Origin of the sequence: Ancylothrix sp. D3o, from assembly GCF_025370775.1 — a bacterium.
Classification (GTDB): Bacteria; Cyanobacteriota; Cyanobacteriia; order Cyanobacteriales; family Oscillatoriaceae; genus Ancylothrix.
Genome location: NZ_JAMXEX010000002.1, coordinates 409,462 through 426,018 on the forward strand (window position 1 = coordinate 409,462; position 16,557 = coordinate 426,018).

At 42.7% G+C, this 16,557-nt stretch carries 13 protein-coding genes; 2 read left to right on the forward strand and 11 right to left on the reverse strand.

The window, feature by feature from the left end; translation table 11 throughout:
- Window positions 1-179: 179 nt before the first annotated feature.
- The 4 genes from hppD to dndC all read right to left on the reverse strand — a co-directional run bounded on the left by hppD (window position 180) and on the right by dndC (window position 6,114).
- A complete protein-coding gene (gene hppD / locus NG798_RS06025; protein ID WP_261221071.1) occupies window positions 180-1,301 on the reverse strand; it encodes a 4-hydroxyphenylpyruvate dioxygenase in 1,122 nt (373 codons plus the stop codon).
- Window positions 1,302-1,818: 517 nt separating this feature from the next.
- A complete protein-coding gene (dndE, locus tag NG798_RS06030; RefSeq protein WP_261221072.1) occupies window positions 1,819-2,202 on the reverse strand; it encodes a DNA sulfur modification protein DndE in 384 nt (127 codons plus the stop codon).
- 70 nt (window positions 2,203-2,272) lie between these two features.
- Window positions 2,273-4,270, reverse strand: coding sequence for a DNA sulfur modification protein DndD (gene dndD / locus NG798_RS06035; protein WP_261221074.1), 1,998 nt, complete (start codon window positions 4,268-4,270; stop codon window positions 2,273-2,275).
- A 179-nt stretch (window positions 4,271-4,449) separates the two neighbouring features.
- Window positions 4,450-6,114 carry a DNA phosphorothioation system sulfurtransferase DndC gene (gene dndC / locus NG798_RS06040; RefSeq protein WP_261221076.1) on the reverse strand — a complete coding sequence of 555 codons (1,665 nt, stop codon included), beginning with the start codon at window positions 6,112-6,114 and terminating at the stop codon, window positions 4,450-4,452.
- Window positions 6,115-6,389: 275 nt separating this feature from the next.
- On the opposite strand from dndC, the gene NG798_RS06045 reads away from it, so the two are divergent.
- Window positions 6,390-7,565, forward strand: coding sequence for a DNA sulfur modification protein DndB (locus tag NG798_RS06045; protein ID WP_261221077.1), 1,176 nt, complete (start codon window positions 6,390-6,392; stop codon window positions 7,563-7,565).
- Between the two features lie 47 nt (window positions 7,566-7,612).
- Here the strand turns inward: NG798_RS06045 and dndB are convergent, their stop codons facing one another.
- Together dndB and NG798_RS06055 are read right to left on the reverse strand one after the other, a co-directional pair.
- Window positions 7,613-8,656, reverse strand: coding sequence for a DNA sulfur modification protein DndB (dndB, locus tag NG798_RS06050; RefSeq protein WP_261221079.1), 1,044 nt, complete (start codon window positions 8,654-8,656; stop codon window positions 7,613-7,615).
- A 68-nt stretch (window positions 8,657-8,724) separates the two neighbouring features.
- The gene (locus NG798_RS06055) at window positions 8,725-9,534 is read right to left on the reverse strand and encodes an Rpn family recombination-promoting nuclease/putative transposase (RefSeq protein WP_261221080.1); all 810 of its coding nucleotides are present in this window, start codon (window positions 9,532-9,534) and stop codon (window positions 8,725-8,727) included.
- Between the two features lie 173 nt (window positions 9,535-9,707).
- Here NG798_RS06055 and NG798_RS06060 point away from each other — a divergent pair, with 173 nt between their 5' ends.
- Window positions 9,708-11,312, forward strand: a complete 1,605-nt coding sequence (locus NG798_RS06060; RefSeq protein ID WP_261221082.1) for a DGQHR domain-containing protein — start codon at window positions 9,708-9,710, stop codon at window positions 11,310-11,312.
- A gap of 71 nt (window positions 11,313-11,383) precedes the next feature.
- On the opposite strand, the gene NG798_RS06065 is transcribed toward NG798_RS06060, so the two are convergent.
- From NG798_RS06065 to NG798_RS06085, 5 genes are all read right to left on the reverse strand, one after another.
- On the reverse strand, window positions 11,384-11,851 hold the full coding sequence (locus NG798_RS06065; RefSeq protein WP_261221084.1) for a DNA phosphorothioation-associated protein 4: 468 nt from the start codon (window positions 11,849-11,851) through the stop codon (window positions 11,384-11,386).
- A 38-nt stretch (window positions 11,852-11,889) separates the two neighbouring features.
- Window positions 11,890-12,528, reverse strand: coding sequence for a Uma2 family endonuclease (locus NG798_RS06070; protein WP_261221085.1), 639 nt, complete (start codon window positions 12,526-12,528; stop codon window positions 11,890-11,892).
- A gap of 238 nt (window positions 12,529-12,766) precedes the next feature.
- Window positions 12,767-14,848 carry an AAA family ATPase gene (locus NG798_RS06075; RefSeq protein ID WP_261221087.1) on the reverse strand — a complete coding sequence of 694 codons (2,082 nt, stop codon included), beginning with the start codon at window positions 14,846-14,848 and terminating at the stop codon, window positions 12,767-12,769.
- Between the two features lie 15 nt (window positions 14,849-14,863).
- Window positions 14,864-15,031: a hypothetical protein gene (locus tag NG798_RS06080; protein WP_261221089.1), complete on the reverse strand. Its 168-nt coding sequence runs from the start codon at window positions 15,029-15,031 to the stop codon at window positions 14,864-14,866.
- 125 nt (window positions 15,032-15,156) lie between these two features.
- Window positions 15,157-16,545, reverse strand: a complete 1,389-nt coding sequence (locus NG798_RS06085; protein ID WP_261221091.1) for a DNA phosphorothioation system restriction enzyme — start codon at window positions 16,543-16,545, stop codon at window positions 15,157-15,159.
- Window positions 16,546-16,557: the final 12 nt, after the last annotated feature.

Genomic DNA, 16,557 nt, shown 5'->3' on the forward strand with positions numbered 1-16,557 from the left:
TATGGGTTATTTTTTTATTGTGGGTTTTTTAGGGTTTTTAACCGCAGATAAACGCAGATAAACGCGGATAAATTAAATGCGTTTTTGGTTGGTTTTTTGGGTTTATTTTTAGGAGGGTGGTAATGGGTTTTTTTGATCTGCCCATTACCAATGACTTTTGACAAATGACAAAGGACAAGTTATAAGTTTCCGCGTAGGGATTGTTCGCGTTCTACGGCTTTGAAGAGGGCTTCAATGTTTCCGTGTCCGAAGAGTTGGGTGCCGTTGCGCTGGATGATTTCTAGGAATAGGGTAGGCCGGCTTTGGACGGGTTTTGTGAAGATTTGCATGAGGTATCCTTGGGGATCGCGGTCGATTAAGATTCCTAGATCCCGTAGCATAGAAAAGTCTTCGTCTACGTCGCCAACACGGTCTTCTATGACGTCATAGTAGGTGTCGGGGATGCGTAGGAATTCGATGCCGTTTCCGCGTAGTGATTGGATGGTTTGTACCATGTCGTTTGTCAGGAGGGCAACGTGTTGAATTCCTGGGCCGCGATGATAGTTTAAAAATTCTTGAATTTGTGATTTTTGGCTGCCGGAAACTGGTTCGACTATTGCAAGTTTTATGGAACCTACTTTGTTCTGCACGATGGAGTAGTGCATTCCGCTGACGTGGGTGTTGACGTCTAGGTTGTAGGAGTTGATGAAGCCTAAAACGTTGCAATAATGGTCTACCCATTTTTGAATTTCTCCGCTGGGTACACACAATACCATGTGGTCTACGGAAAGTAGGCCGGTGGAGAGAGTGAGGGGAGGATTTTTGATGGGTTCGTAGCCTGGTAAAAATGAGCCTTCGTAGTTATCTCTTTGAATGAATGAGTGTACAAAGTCTCCACAAATGCCGATGGTTGCTTTGATGGCTTGCCCGTTTTCGTCTTCCATAACTGTTGGTTCGAGGACGGGTTCGGCACCGCGTTTAACGGCTTCGTTGAAGGCTTTTACGGCATCATCTACTTTAAAGGCGATGTCTTTTACTCCGTCGCCGTGTTCGGTTATATGTTTGGAAATTGGGCTGTTTGGCTCGAAGGATGAGGAGAAGACAAAGCGGACGTTTCTTTGTCTAACGACGTAGGAAACATGATCGCGGACTCCTGTTTCAAAGCCGGCATAAGCTATGGGTTTAAATCCGAAGGCGGTGCGGAAAAAATGTGCTGTTTGAAAGGCGTTACTTGCGTAATATTCGATGTGATCGATGCCTTTTATTCCTAATAAATCTTCTTGTTTTTGGCTGGTTACTTCTGGTTTAGTTCCGACTACCATCTTTGCATTCTCCTGACGTGGCTATTTTGGGCTTTGAGTTTGTCTTTAGTCTTGATCTTCCGGGGGGAAGGGCCAGACTGTGGTTGTTCTTAAACTTGTAAAAGTTAATCCTTGAAGGATTTAACAGGTTTTTTATCGTGTTCTGTGTTCAGTCTGTGGGGTCGGTGATTTTGACCCTTATGGTAGAGGCGTTGTTGAGAACGTCTCTACCACATTGTATATGCCAATTTCTGGAACTGTCCACAAAAGTTTTTATTGTTTTATTAAGTACGCTGACATAAAAGCTATGTGGTTGAGCTTTGGCGCTATTACGAACCACGCCTATGTCGGCTTATTTAATTCTGGTTGTTTGGCCGGCCTGCTGGGAGGCACTTTTTACAAAAATTTTAAAGAGGGGGGATTTTTGTTTAAGGTTTCTTTATATTCGGGATTGGGCAAATTGTCCTTTGTCCTGTGTCATTGGTCATTAGTTTTTTAAATGCGGACTAATGACTAATGACTAGGGAGTAATGGCTGTTTAGTCTAATGTTAGCTGGATCAAGTCTTCGATTTTTTTGAGTTTTTGTTCACCGGCCAAATAACCTATTCCGCGATGTAGATGCAGGCGAAATTGGGTTGCGAGGGTTTCTTTGTCTGTTCCTAACTTGTCTTTTTGGCAGCGTTGTTTGAGGGCGATTGTTAATATGTCGCTCATTTCTCCTCCGAATATTTTCCAGGTAAGTTCTAGGTTGCTATCGGCGGGGATGGGAACGGGTGAGGGGATGCTTGGTTCGGCTAATGACCGGCAAAATGCCCACCGGCATAGTATGTTCCATTGGTCTATTTTTGTGTTTCTTTTAAGTTTGATTAGTTGGTCTCTGGCTGTTTGGGATAGGCGTATTCTTTCGACTGGTGGTTCCATAATTGTTAAGTGTATAAGCGGTGTTTTAGCTCAATGCGTAATTGCCGGTGGATGTGGTATGTGCATCGCCCTACCAAAAATATCCTTTTTCTATAATGGTTTGCCGGCCTGCTGAGTCATATTTTAACAAATATTCTTGAGCTATTGCTTCTTGTTCTTTCAACTTTTTAAATTCATTTTCTCCTATTTCTGTGTCTGTTGAAAGCAGGATGACTTGATGGGATGCTGTGGGAAAATATTTCTCTACAAGATTAGATCGGTGGGAGGAGTCAAGCCGGCCTAATGGTGTGTCAATCGCGATGGGAAGATGCCGGCCTGAAACTCTGGCTAATCCCCATAAAAAGGCGATGGCTAAAAGTTGTTTTTCACCGGCAGATATGCGGTGTTTCGGTACTGGTTTTCCTTGGGTATCATAAAGGGATAAACTGAAGGTGTTGGTGTCTATTACAACCCGATGAACGAGATCGTTTTTGTGTAATAAATATCGGAAACATTCAGTTATTTCGATTTCCAGTTTGTTGAGTTTTTTGAGGGTTATTTTTTGTTTAAATTCTTTTAGGGTGTTTTGGGTTCTGGCGATGGCGTTGATGATGTGTTCGTTGTTTCTTTTGGTGATGTGTTTTTGGCTATAGTCTTCGAGTTCTTTTTGAACTTTGATGATTTGCTTTTGGATGTCTTCGAGTTGCCGTTTTGTTGTTTCGTAGTTGACTTTTTCTTCTGCTACTTGTTTTTGGGCTTCTTGCAGGGCTTTTTCTAGTTTTTCGTAGACTTCGGGGGAAGCGGCGGCGGCTAGGGTGCGGTCGGTGTTGTCAATTTCTATTTCTATTTTTTGCAGTTCTTGTAGTGTTTGTTGGGCTGTATTTTGGCTGGCGGTTATGTGATATTTGAGGAGGGTTTCTAGTTGGTTTATGGTTGCTTCATCGGCGTTTAGCCAGAGTTTTTCTGTGCTGTGCGCTTGTTGTTCTAGTTGTTGGTTTTCTTGGTCAATAAAGGTTTGTATTTGCTCGATTTGTTGGGGTTTAAGGGCGATTTCGTTGAGGTAGTTGAGGAGGCGGATTGTTCTTTGGTTCATCGCTTCTAGGGCGATTTTTGCGCTTGTTTGGGTGGTTTCTTTTTCGGCTTGAATTTGTGCTTCTTGGAGTAGGGGGGTGATGAGGGCGAGGGGAAGGGGGCCGGCGGCTTGTTCTGCCATTGCTTGCCTGGTGGTTTCTGCTTGTGCTGTTAGGGTTTTGAGCTTTTGTTCAATGTTGCTGCGTTCGGCGGCGATTTTTCCGCCTTCGGTGAGGAATTTTTGGCTGGCTTTTTGTTGGTTATTTTCGGCGCGATCTACGCGGGTTTGGTATTTGCTTAGTTCTTGTTTTACGTCTTCTTTTTGGCTGTAGAGTTGTTTAAGTTTTTCTTCGATTTTGTCGAGGGTGGTTTTTTGTTCTGCATCGGCTAGTTGTTTGCGTTTGCGGTTGAGTAATATGTCGAGGTGGATGCCAAGTTTTTCGGCCAGTTCTAAGCCTAAAAGTGATTTGATGGCACCGGTGACTGTTTCGGGGGGAGTTTCCATTTCGGCTAGTTCTTTGACTTGTTCTCCGTCGAATAAGAACAAGTTTGATATGCCGAGGGGAAGGAGGGTTTCGATGTATTCATCCCAGGTTTCTGTGAGGGCTTCGTCTACTTCCCAGTCTGAGGTGTTTTCGCTGTAAACTAAGATGCCTAATGTGTCTTTGTTGTCTTTGAGAATGGGATACCAATAGCGGACGATTTTAACTTTTTTGATTTGGTTGTCTTCAATGTGTTGAAAGGCGAGTTCGATGCGGGCGCTGTCGGCGGTTTGATGACGGTTAATGCTTTGTTTTAAAAAGTCGGGGTAACTGAGATTTCCGCGTGTAGAACATTGAGCCCGGATGCCATAAAGGGCGAGGCGAATGGCATCCATAAGAGTTGTTTTACCGCCGCCATTCATGCCGCCAAAGAGGATAATAGGCCGGTGATTTCCATCAATTTCCGGGCTAAGATTGATGATTTGTTTACCTTGATAGGGGCCAAAATTTTGCAGAGTAAGTTCTAAAAATTGCATGACGTATTGCTAATTACTAATTAAACGTGAAGACAATCGCAGGCAAGATGCCTGCGCCACAAAAGCTGTGCCAAAACAGAAAACCCATCCTATTCATCTGCGTTCATTTGCGTAGCGCTACGCGCGGCTACGCCTAACATCTGCGGTTAAAAAATCCTCATTTAGCAAAAATTAAACCATTAATCCTCCTCTTCCGTCGTTTCTGCCTGACCAAATTTTAAATCTGCCCAAGAGAGTTGTTTGTCTTCCTTAGTGTCCGTTTCTTTGAGTTTTTGTAGTTGGAGAGTTTGCTTTTTAGATTCACCTTCGGGAGTGTTCATAACTTCGCGAAATTTTTCGAGTTTTTCGGGGTTGTCTGTAATTTCTTTGATGGTGGTTTTTAGGTTGTATTGATAGTGGGCGTTGTCGATGGCTTGGTCTTCGTTTCTGGAACTGGTGTCAAAGCATTTTTCGAGGTCGCTGTAGATGCCGGTGGGTTTGGGTTTTGTGAAGTATTGGCGTTCGGTGTCGAGGAGTCTTGTCATTAGTTCGAGGTGCATGGGATCGTCGTGGCATATTTCAGTTAATACTGCCCATTCGTCGGTTCCCAGGAGTGGGTTGCCGGCGCCGGTTCGTGTGTCTTGAAATGGTTGGCCGGTGACTTCTTGATATATGCCAGGGAGGCTGTCGTCAAATTCGTGTTTTTCTTCCAGCCAAATGCGTCTTATTTCGCTTAGTTCTTCTTGGGTTATTAGGGTGATATCCCGCATTTCTGGGGGTGCTGTTTCTTGGATTTGTTTTTGAGCTTGGAGGAGTCTTCTTAGCCAATATTCCCGCGATTCTTTGGTATATGGGCCGGGTATTGGTTCAATTGACAATTTCCCCTCAGAATTGCGCTCAAAAAGTTCTACTCTGCCATAAATACGACGGAAATCTCTTCGCTCTCGATCATTTTTAGCGTCTAATTCATTACGGAGATCAAGTAAAGGCTGCATCCATTGTTTTTCTACATCATTTTGGATCATCGCTTCCATAGATTTATCTTGACTAACCATAGTGCAAACCCAACACCCAAAACGAGAGTCGCCACAACTAGGAGTAGAAGTATCAACAACTAAAGGACATTCATTATCTGCTGTTGCACCCCGATACATAGAAAATAAGTCTTTATTACTGTGTCCCCAAGGATTAGGCCATTGATTCAGATATAGCCAAACTTCATCATTTCGCCAATCTTCGATAGGCGTGTAAATCAAGGAATTAGGTAGACGAGCATTTGGGCTAAGGCGATCCCTTAACCTACCCACTTCATGTTTTTTCATAGTGGCTGCTCGTCTACTACTTTCAGCCTTACGAGTACCTAAAACAACTATTGTTTCCCCGTTAACTCTCACAATATCGCGGATAAATTGGTTAACGGGCTCAATTTTCATACGATCAGTACACCACCTAAATCCATTTCGAGGTGCAGGGTAGCCCTTACCCATTAAATTTACCCAGAATGTATCTTTGACTGTAGGATGAAGTAAATGTGGTTCAATGGGTATATTTTTTTCCTGAGCAGCAGATTTCATCCTATTAATTGATTTTCTTACCCAAGTAGAAACAAAGGGATTTTCTACAAGCGTATCTGTTGTAATGACGTGAATCTTTTTCTTTCTTTCTTTTAATGGAATATCCGCAATAGCGTTCCAGATAAGCTGCAAAACTGTAGTTGAATCTTTGCCCCCGCTATATCCAATAACCCAGGGAATTTCATCAAGACAATATAACTCTTGAATTTCTTTATTTAAAGTTTTTATATCTTCAACTAATTCGGTAACATTGCGCGGTGTAAAAAATGACATTTGCTGTAATTCTGTCATGTTAAGCAACTCCTGATTTGCATGGCCGGGCCTTTAATGATATAATCAATTTTCCATTTTACTATAAAGTAGAGCTTGTTCTTTATTATTTGCTTTTTTACGCAGTACCTTCCTTAATGAGCTCCTATGCTGGTTATAATAAATAGGCGTTCAGCTTACTTGCTTTCTTGCGAAACAACACGAATCTCCGAGAAAATAAAATTTTTGAATTGGAGAAAGAGTGATGTAATTCAAGAGGTACGGAAAAACAATTATACCAGCTTCCGTGAGATTATATGTCAGAACCAAACTCATCCTCCTCTGAGGCAAACCAGCGACTTGATGATGTACTTGAGCCTTACTTCGGTGAAAATTATCGTGACAAGTGTTATTTAGGCTTAATGTTGGAGCAGGGGCAGCGAAAAATGGTACAAATTAATGTCCCCGCCCACGACTTACCTATTCTTTTGCAAGCAAAACCCTCCACTGGTAATGATCCTGACTCAGGCAAAAATCGCCCAGTCGTAAAAGGCCATTCTGAAGAAATTAAAAACTATATCCTTAAAAAAGCTAGAAACAATAAACCTTGGATTTTAGGAACACTCACAGCAAATATCAATCCCACCAAAATCAAGATAATCGAATTAGGGAGAGGAATTTGTTTTGTAGCTATTCCTCGCGGTGTTAAGTTAGATATTACGGATGGGCAGCATCGTCAACGTGCCATCTGGGATCTAATCGAAAGTCCTGAAAGTGAGCTAATAGGTAATAATGATTTTCCAATTACTCTAGTTTTAGAGTCTGACTTTAACCAGTGCCAAGCTGACTTTCGAGATATGGCACAAACCCGTGCCCTCGATAAATCACTGCTCTTATCATTTGGTGAATTTGAAGGAAGAGTTGGAATTCTCAAAAAAGTAATCGATCAAGTTCCTATGTTTCAGGATAAAACAGAAAAAATTAAGGCTACCCCTGACAGTAAGAAGAAGTTAATTTATACTATTAATTATCTAGCTAAAGCCATTAGTTGTGCTTTTGAAAATGAGCCGGATAATGAGTTAAAAAACTACGATGTTACTAACTCATCAGAAGCATTAATTAATTGCTTTAATCAATTTTTTTCAGAATGCAACCAGACCCGATATATTTTTGAGACTCAGTTTGAAACATTGAAAGTCGAGGATGTTGCTAAATTCCAAGAAAACTGTCTTTTAGGTAGAAGTGTGGGTTTAGAAATTTTAGGGAAATTACTACACTACACCTATGAGCCAGAAACTAATAATTTTATTCCTGAAGAAGTTTCACAACTTGCTCAACTTAATTGGTTAAGAGATAGCGAAGTGTGGGAGGGAAATGTGGTTTTGTGTAATATTGATCCTAGTACAAACAAGAAGTCTTACAAAATCACCGCCAGTGCAAGTGCTGTAAGAATAGCAGTAAATAAAGCAAAATCAAAGCTAGGATGGCGCTAAACTTTTAGCAAGGGTATTGAAAAGTTTTAAAACCTTCAATACCCTAACTAAACAACCCCCAAACACTCCAAAATATACCCCCGTAAAAACTCCAAACTCTGACGAGAACTAGAAACCCCACCCCTACCAACAACAACCCCCTGCAAAAGAGGATTAGAAACCGACCAATCAACAGCAGACAAACCCGACAAAGACCCCTCCCAACTATCAGGAAACCGGCCCAACAAAACCGAACCAACCTCACCCAAAGCAGCCAAACCAACTCCATGACAATGCACAAAATCTCGACGCACCTCAAAAGCCGAAATCTTCCGCTGCAAAACCAACTCCCAATCAGGAATTAAACCACAAACCGCCTGCCAAAAATTCACAGCCAAATCAACCCTGCGGCCCACATCAACCCCCTGAAAATTTACCAACAAACTCATCGTACCACCATAAATACCCCTCAGCGTAAATAATTTACCAGAACGCACCGGCACTCTATCCCTTTCCAACTCCGTCAACTCCCGAAAAACCCGCACTTCCTTAACAACTTCCCGCACAACTTTCGCCATACTATCCCGCGTATCATAAAGCATATTTAACGACGTCTCCGGCACCACAGCAAAACGATTTAGATCCGCAAACATTTGTTGACAGCGTTGCAAACCAATATCCAAAAAAAACACCACCGCCACCGTCTCATATCCCAACTCAGGATTTTCTTTCAAAGCCAATTCAAAAGCAGCCCGGCGATGTTTGCCATCATTAATAATAAACCTCGCATCCATTGGCACCCGAAGCCGGCCAAGTTTCCGCAACTCCGCCTCATTTCCCACCGGCTCAAATTGAATTTCTGCATCAATAGAAACCGTCATCGCCGAAAAAATATAGCTTTTAGGATTATTAAGAATATACCCGCCTATTTCCCGCACCCGTTGTTTATTCAGACTACGAGAAGCCCGCAACATTGGCGAAATTTCTTCATCATCCAAAGGAAACAATTTCGGCAAAACTCGCAACGGACACATGGAAATATAATACTCGCGTCCCGCCTGTATTCCGCGAATCACCGGCAACACATATTCAAAAGTAGATTGCATTAACATGGGAATTGGGGATTGTTTAGAGTGGGGTAAATGGGGCTGGTTAGACCCCAATAAAGCAATAACTTGGACTAATTTTGCTCTTTTTCTAACTCCCTTGAAATTTCTCGAACTCGCTCAATATCTAGCTCAACAATTTCTGCAATAGATTCCACAGAATCACCTCGGCGTAACATATTTTTGACAATTTTTAAGTTTTTTTGATCTTCCACTTGAGCAGTAACCTCTGCCGAAATTTCTTGATACAAACGAGTTTGTTTAATATCATCTACTCCAAACATAGCCGCTAATTCCTCCTTTGTTTTGTTGACAAACTTGTACACAATCACCGTATCTATTAATTTTAGAACATCAATTCGAGTTTGTTCTTCTGATACCTCCTGCTCAGTTCGTTGTCTTAATTCCCTGACTATTTCCGGGGCTGTATTTTCTGCACACAGCATCAACTGAATAATTTTCAAACCAATGGAAGAAAACCCCTCGACAGTCAATTCATCCAAATAAACCCGCGTCACCTTAAAAGAATTCAGCAAATCTTGATAAGGTAAAACCTCCGTAGGTTCCTGACTGCGAGTTTCATAAATCACCACAGCGCGCCAATCTTGCGCCGGATTATTTTGATGAAGATAAACAAAAATCTCCGCAAATAAACCCGAATAAACCTTTGGATCGCGGCGAAATTGTACCTCCACAAAATACACCGGCTTCTCTATATCTTCCACAACCGGCACAAACAAACCATCAATTCTAAAAGCAGTTTGTTTCAACTCTACAGAGTCAAATCGATAATTTAATGCTTCCTCAGCCGGCCTTCCAATTAACTCAAAAAAACTACTAGGAAGCTGTTTAAATAAACTATAAAAAATAGGGTCTGTTTTCATAAAAACTGCACTCCTGATATTTTCGGGCCGGTCTTGGCCATTTGGCGGGCCGGTGTTGGCCATCTGGCGGGCCGGTCAAGCCATGTAAAGATTTGAAAACCCAACCTTGACACAACAATAGCATAACCGATAAGTTTTAAAAAACCACTTCAAGTTTCACAAAACTTAAAGCCATGACCCCAAGCACCCCTGACTCCGCCGGCCACATTTCCGCCAATATCCACCAAAAACAAAAAGAAGAACAGCAAAACTTAGCCCTCTTACTCGACAGCCAACTTTCACGAAACAATCAAATATTAGTCCAAAAAACCCAAATGGGAAACACCGAAGCCTACATCGGTTCAGTAAGCCTAGAATGGTTAGAAAGCCGAGTTAGATTCGCCTCCCAACTACCTCTTTTTCGCCAAAAACATGACCCCACAACCGACAACATAATCCGCGATGAAGACACCGCCGACGAGCTTTTTCAACGCCCCCTAGACTGGTCACGCCAAGCCTCCCTCGCCCAATATTTAATCGGCAGAAAAAACCACAAATTCCCCGCCGTCTTAGTCGTCCAAAACCCGCCCTGGGTAGACCATCCCAGCGCCCCAGAATGGGACAAAAACGGAGTGGCTACCCAATCAGCCACTAACTTTATCCCCCTCGATAAAGACAAAACTATCGGCCTTTTAGACATCTCAGAAGACATCGCCATTTACGCCTTAGATGGGCAACACCGGCTCATGGGAATTCAAGGCTTAATTAGTATCATAAAAACCGGAAAATTGCAACCCTTTAATAAATTTAAAAAGCCGGTGGGAAGCGCCATAACCACAGAGCAACTCCTAGAAAAATATCAACTCACCTACAGCCAATTACAAAACCTCGCCAGAGAAAAAATCGGCATAGAATTTATCCCCGCCGTCACTCAAGGAGAAACCCGCGAAGACGCAAGTCGAAGAGTGCGTTCAATCTTCGTTCATGTTAACTTAATGGCCGTCAATTTAAGCCAAGGACAACTAGCATTATTAAACGAAGACGACGGCTTCTCAATTATCGCCCGCAAAATAGCCGTCAGCCACCCATTATTTAAAGCCAAAAAAGGCAGAAACCCCCGCGTCAATTGGGATAGCGCCACCGTCGCCGCCAAATCAACCGTATTAACCACCCTCCAAGCCTTAAAAGAAATGTCGGAACGCTATTTAAGCCATAAATTCCCCCATTGGAAACCCATCGACAAAAAAGGCTTAATCCCCCTCCGTCCCGACGACGAAGAATTAGAAGAAGGAATCAAAGAATTTAATTTTTTATTTGATAATCTTTCCGAATTATTCAGCTATCAAAAACTAGAAGAAGGAAACGAAACACCCCAAATGCGCCGGTTTAGTTTTGAAAAAGACGGAGGCGAAGGCAATATTTTATTTCGTCCCATCGGACAAGTAGCCCTCGCCCAAGCATTAGGAATTTTGATTTTCAAAAAACACCATTCCCCCAAACAAGTCTTTCAAAAACTGCGCCGGTTTGATATAGATGGCGGTTTCAGTAATATGGAATTCCCACAATCATTATGGTATGGAGTTCTCTACGATCCCAACAAAAAACGCATTTTAGTTTCAGGAAAAGAATTAGCCACAAGATTATTAATTTACATTTTGGGAGGAATTGAAGATGATTTAGAACGCGCCGAACTGCGATTAGAATTAGCAGAATCCCGAACAATTGAAGGAAAAGCAATCAATTTTGAAGGCAAATTTGTCCAACCAAAAGCCGTAGGTTTGCCCCCCATTTTAGTATAGCTGCAAAAACCCAGTGGGGCGGGCATCTTGCCCGCCATTACCCATTACCCCCCCTCATATCTCACCCCCAATCAAGTCAAAAACCGGCTCAAATCAAAATCCTCCACCGGCTCAATATCCTTTTGCCTTTCCTCCACCATAACCAACAAAAGACGCTCCGTATAATCCACCGCACCGCGAAACTCTTCCCGCAAAATTTCTAAGCCGCCATTCGCATATTCCTCAAAAATTTGAACTCGTATTTCCTCAGCCTTAATATCAACCGGCGACAAAACTTTTAGATCTTTTATTTCCGTAACAGCCAACAACTTAATCACACAATCATAACCACGATTAATAAAAATATTAACATCAATAGGAGCCGGTTCTCTTGCCACTTCTCCCAAAGGCAAACGCTTTTTTTTCCGCGCACCCAAACTTGCCGCAAAAACCATCGCATCCGCATAAGTTTGAAACGGGCCGGTGGTTTCCTCTCCATCCACCAAAGCCTTAACTAAATCCGCCTTATTTTTAGCAATTCTAATTCGACTTGCACCCATATTTCCCCTCTAAACCCTAACTTAAATCTAACTACTATCTAACTAAAAGTTTGGATTAGCCAGCGCAAAATTTCCCCATTATCTCCCTCACGGCTGCGTTGCACAGCCTCCTCAACAATAGCTATAGATAACCCAGGCAAAACTTGCGACTCTTTAATTTCTCCACTGCGTCCCTCCCCCATTCCAAAAGCAATAACTTTTAAGTCAATTGCATCAACTACCCAATATTCTCGCACATTTGCCCGTTCATAAAGTAACCGCTTGCGCCCCAAATCCTCACTTAAAGAAGAAGCAGCAATTTCTACAACTAAAGTCGGCGGATCATATTGATTTAAATCCACAGGAGAATCACTATCATCTGGTATCTTTAGATCAGACCCAATATAAAAAGCCACATCAGGCTGAAATTCATCTAACCCAGCTTTTCTGAAACTTGTATTTGAAAACTCCACAAAGACTATATTTCTGATGGCCGCAAAATAAGCCACAACATAAGGAATAATAGAATTTCGCCGTCCGTGACGTGGCCCAACAGGTGACATTTCAACCCTCATATATCCTTGATAATAATAAAACTTAGCCTTCTCATATTTCGGCTCATTTGCCAATGCCAAAAACTCCTCCCAGCTAACCTTCACCCAATTATCAGTCCCGATATTTTGCTCTGTAATTATCATAAACCTAAATTCCTCAAAAATTGCCCTAAAAAAATTATAGCAATTTGGCTGTAAAAACCCGGTTTCTGTAAAAGCGATACCCCTTGTAGAACATCTATCCCAGATGTCATGGCGCCAGCTTCTGTGGCGCAGGCATCCTGCCTGCGAGTAGGGCAGCAATCGCAGGCAGGGTGCCGGCGCCACTGGGGATTGCAATTACCCCCCCTGATCCGGCTTTTTGAAATACCCTTATTAAATCTTAAAAACCCAAACCATTCCCACGTTCCACCTCAACAATCTCCGTATAATCAAACTCATTCTGACTTTGCCGAACCAAAGAATAACGCACCCCATTAAGCTCAATAAAATCCTCCTCAAAATCCGGTTTAGACGAATAATAAACCAACACATACTCCCGCCCAATAAAACTCGCCATCTCCTCAGCAACCTCCCCACGCCATTGAGTTTTCGTTACCAAAACCACCAACTGATTAGCCAACTTTGGCAAACAATTCGCCACCCGGCGCCGCGAAATTTCATCTAAACTACCAAACGGAGAATCCATCACAATTGGAAACGTACTACTATCCGGGCCCATCAAAGTATTACGCTTACTCCAATCCCTCACCCTATCAACAATACCCCCAATAAAAGACAAACATAAAATTTGATTTTCCCCCGTCGAAGCAGCCACCGGCCACTCAACATCCCCAACATTTTCCACCAAAGTTAACTCATATTTCTCATTCAACCTTGGCAAATAAGGAGTAAAAGAAATCCCCCGAAAAATCTCCTGAACCCGCAACTCCAACTGTAAACGAAACTGCCGATCCAAACGATTTTTCACCTCAACAAGCCGGTCAATCGCATCTTGGGCCGCCGCAATTCTTCGCTGCGCCAAAACCTGGCGTATTTCCTGCATTCTTTGCTTATCAATTTCCTTACCCAACCGCGTAATTTCCCCATTCAAACTATGAATTTGCTGCTCATTTGACCCCAACTCCTTATTTAACTCACTCACCTTTTTATCAATATCATCCAACCGGCGCTGCAACAAACTTACATCCTCATCAGGAAAATTGCGTAACTTATTCTTCACATCATCAAGCTGATTTTCCACCTCAGAAAGCTGCACCCGACAATCATTAATTATTGCCTGTTGCCGGTCAAATTCCCCCCACAACTCCACCCCTTGCTTATCAACATCATCAACCAAAACCCCCATCCGAATAGCCGCCTCCTCCACCTGTTCCGCACCGGCTTTTTCCATCCACTCCTCAACCAAATGACGACCATGCGAACCCTCATCTAAATCCGCCCCACAAATACACTTTCCCCTCTCCAACAAATCAAAAACAAACTGTTGCTTAATCCCCACCGGCAACTCACCACTAGCCCGCAAACCCCCCACCAAACCCCGAAACTCCGCCGTTAAATCCCCCAACCAAACCGCATAACCACGCCCAGAAATCGCCCGTTTAATAGCATTCTTCCCCTGACGAATTTGCAGATCCAGCCCACTTTTTTGCCCCTCCAACTGATTCCGCAACTGTTGTAAATTATCCGCACCTTCCAACTCCAAACGCCGACCACCAATCGTCTTTTTAATCTCCCCTTGATCCTCCAATTCCTGCTGAATTTCCCCTTGTCTTTGCATCAAACGTTCAACTTCCTGCTCAAAATTCTGCTTATCCCTCAACAACTTTTTCGTTTCATAATCCCCAAACCCCCTTAAATCAGTTTCCAAAGACTTTTTCGCCTCCCCCAAATGACGAATCGAGCGATTTAAAACCTCAACCCCCAATAACTCCTTAGTCGCCTCCGCAATTTCACCCTTTTTTTCAAAACGCACAATTTGCTCAATTCTCTCCCCATCAAAAAAGAAATATTTATGCAAACTTTCCGGCAAAATCCTACCAATAATATCCTCTGGAGGTTGAGGCGGAACAATCCACCGGCCCCCATCCGCCTCTATCAACATCTTTAACTCACTTTTCCCTCTTTCAAAACCTCCATCCGCATTTTTATAAGCCCGACAAATACGCTGAGCCCGATAACGTTTATGATCATGTTCAAACAAAACCTCCACCCAACAAGCCACCCCATTACCCACCTCAACTTCCGCCAAAGCACGTTTATTAACTAACTGCTCTTCCGCCGCAAAAGCCGCCGTAAACCTCTCATAAAGCACCCAAGTAAACCCATTCATCAAAGTAGTTTTACCGGCCCCATTATTGCCATGTAAAATCGTCGTATTCCGTTCCCCACCAGCCAACTTAATCTCTGGCGTTTTCCCAAAAAACTGTCTAAAATTACAAAGAACAATCGAAATAAGTTTCATTATTTAATAACATCCTTATTGAATAACTTCCTTAACAACCTTCAAAATATCATCATTAATCCGAGGATTTTTTAAATAAAGCTTTTCCTTCTCCATTTCCAACACCCGCTCAATAATTTCTCTCACCTCTGGCGGCGCTTTTGTAATCGGTTCTTGTATATCCTGCATCGAATCTTGCATCATCTTTTTTTTCTCTCCCAAAAAAATAAAAACCTCATTCTTTTATCCAAAATCTTACCACAGCCAAACCGGCCCAGACCCAACATTTACAAAAACTTTACCGCCCTCACCACCAAAAACTCACTACTTCAAATATCCAACAAACCATACTGCCGTTGAAGCTCCAACAAAACCATCCTAGCCTGCCCAGAATTCTCTGCTAAATCCGCAAATTCAAGAAACCTTTTCAACTCTTTTCGTAACAAATTGCGCTCCACATCCAAAGTTTCCCGACCCAAATCTGGAGGCTTAACAATCATATCAAACAAAGTAGCCCGAACCTTACCCGGATAAGGGCGTAAAATGCGACCACGACGCTGAATAAACTGCCGAGGATTCGTACTACTAGCCAAAATAACAGCCGATTGAATAGCAGGAATATCAACCCCCTCATCCAAACAACGAATCGCCACCAAACCTTGCAACTCCCCACATTCAAATTGCCGGCGTAACTTTTCCCTTTCCTTTAACGGAGTCATCGCCGTATAAGTATTAACCCGATAACCCAACTCCGAACCCAAAAGCCGCGAAACCGCAGCCAATTGTCGAGAGCTTTTCTGACTAATAGCCCCCTCAATAGAACCATCCCCACAATAAAAAAGAGTATGCGTTGTATTAAGCCGGTTTACCATCACCTTTCGCAGAGCATTTAACTTATTAGAAGCAGAAGCAATAATCCGAGAACGCCGCATCAAAAGCGAAGTCACCACCTCATCATCAGCAAAATCTTCCCCACAGTCCATCAAAGCCCAACCTATCTTAGTAGTTAAACGTAAATAAGCCTCAGTTTCCGCTTCCGTTAAATAAACCAAAATCGGATAATAAAGATAACGAACCAAAGCCCCTTGCCCAATAGCATCACCTAAAGTTAATTCCGGTGCTAAAACCTGACCAAAATAGTCAAAAACCGCCTCAGTTCCCTCCTCATCAAAATAACGCTCAGGAGTAGCAGAAAGACCCAAACGCAGCCCAAAATTACGCGGTAAACATTCCCCCAACCTAGGCGAACCCAAATTATGAACCTCATCACCAACAATCAAACTTTTCGCCGGAAAAAACCGTAATTGAGACTGAAAAGACTCAGAAATCAAAGTTGCATTCGTAGTAATAACCGTCAAAAAAACCTGATGACCAGTTCTCACACTATAAAGCTGCCTAGAAAGTTCAACTTGCCAATTATTAACCGACTCAAAAGCCAAAACCGGCCTCAAATTAAACTTCTCACACTCCCGCGCCCATTGTGACACCAAATGCCGGTAAGGGCACACCACCAACAAAACCTGTAAATTAATTCTCTTATAAAGTTCCGTCACCAAAGCCAGAGCAGTAATAGTCTTCCCACTGCCCGTAGCCATCTTCAAAGTCCCGCGTCCTTGCGCCGCAAACCAATTAGCAACCGCCTGCTTTTGATATCCTCGCAAATTCAAAAACCCAGGAATTCTCGGAACCCCATAATTTCCCTCAAAAAAACCATCCATCAACACCCCACC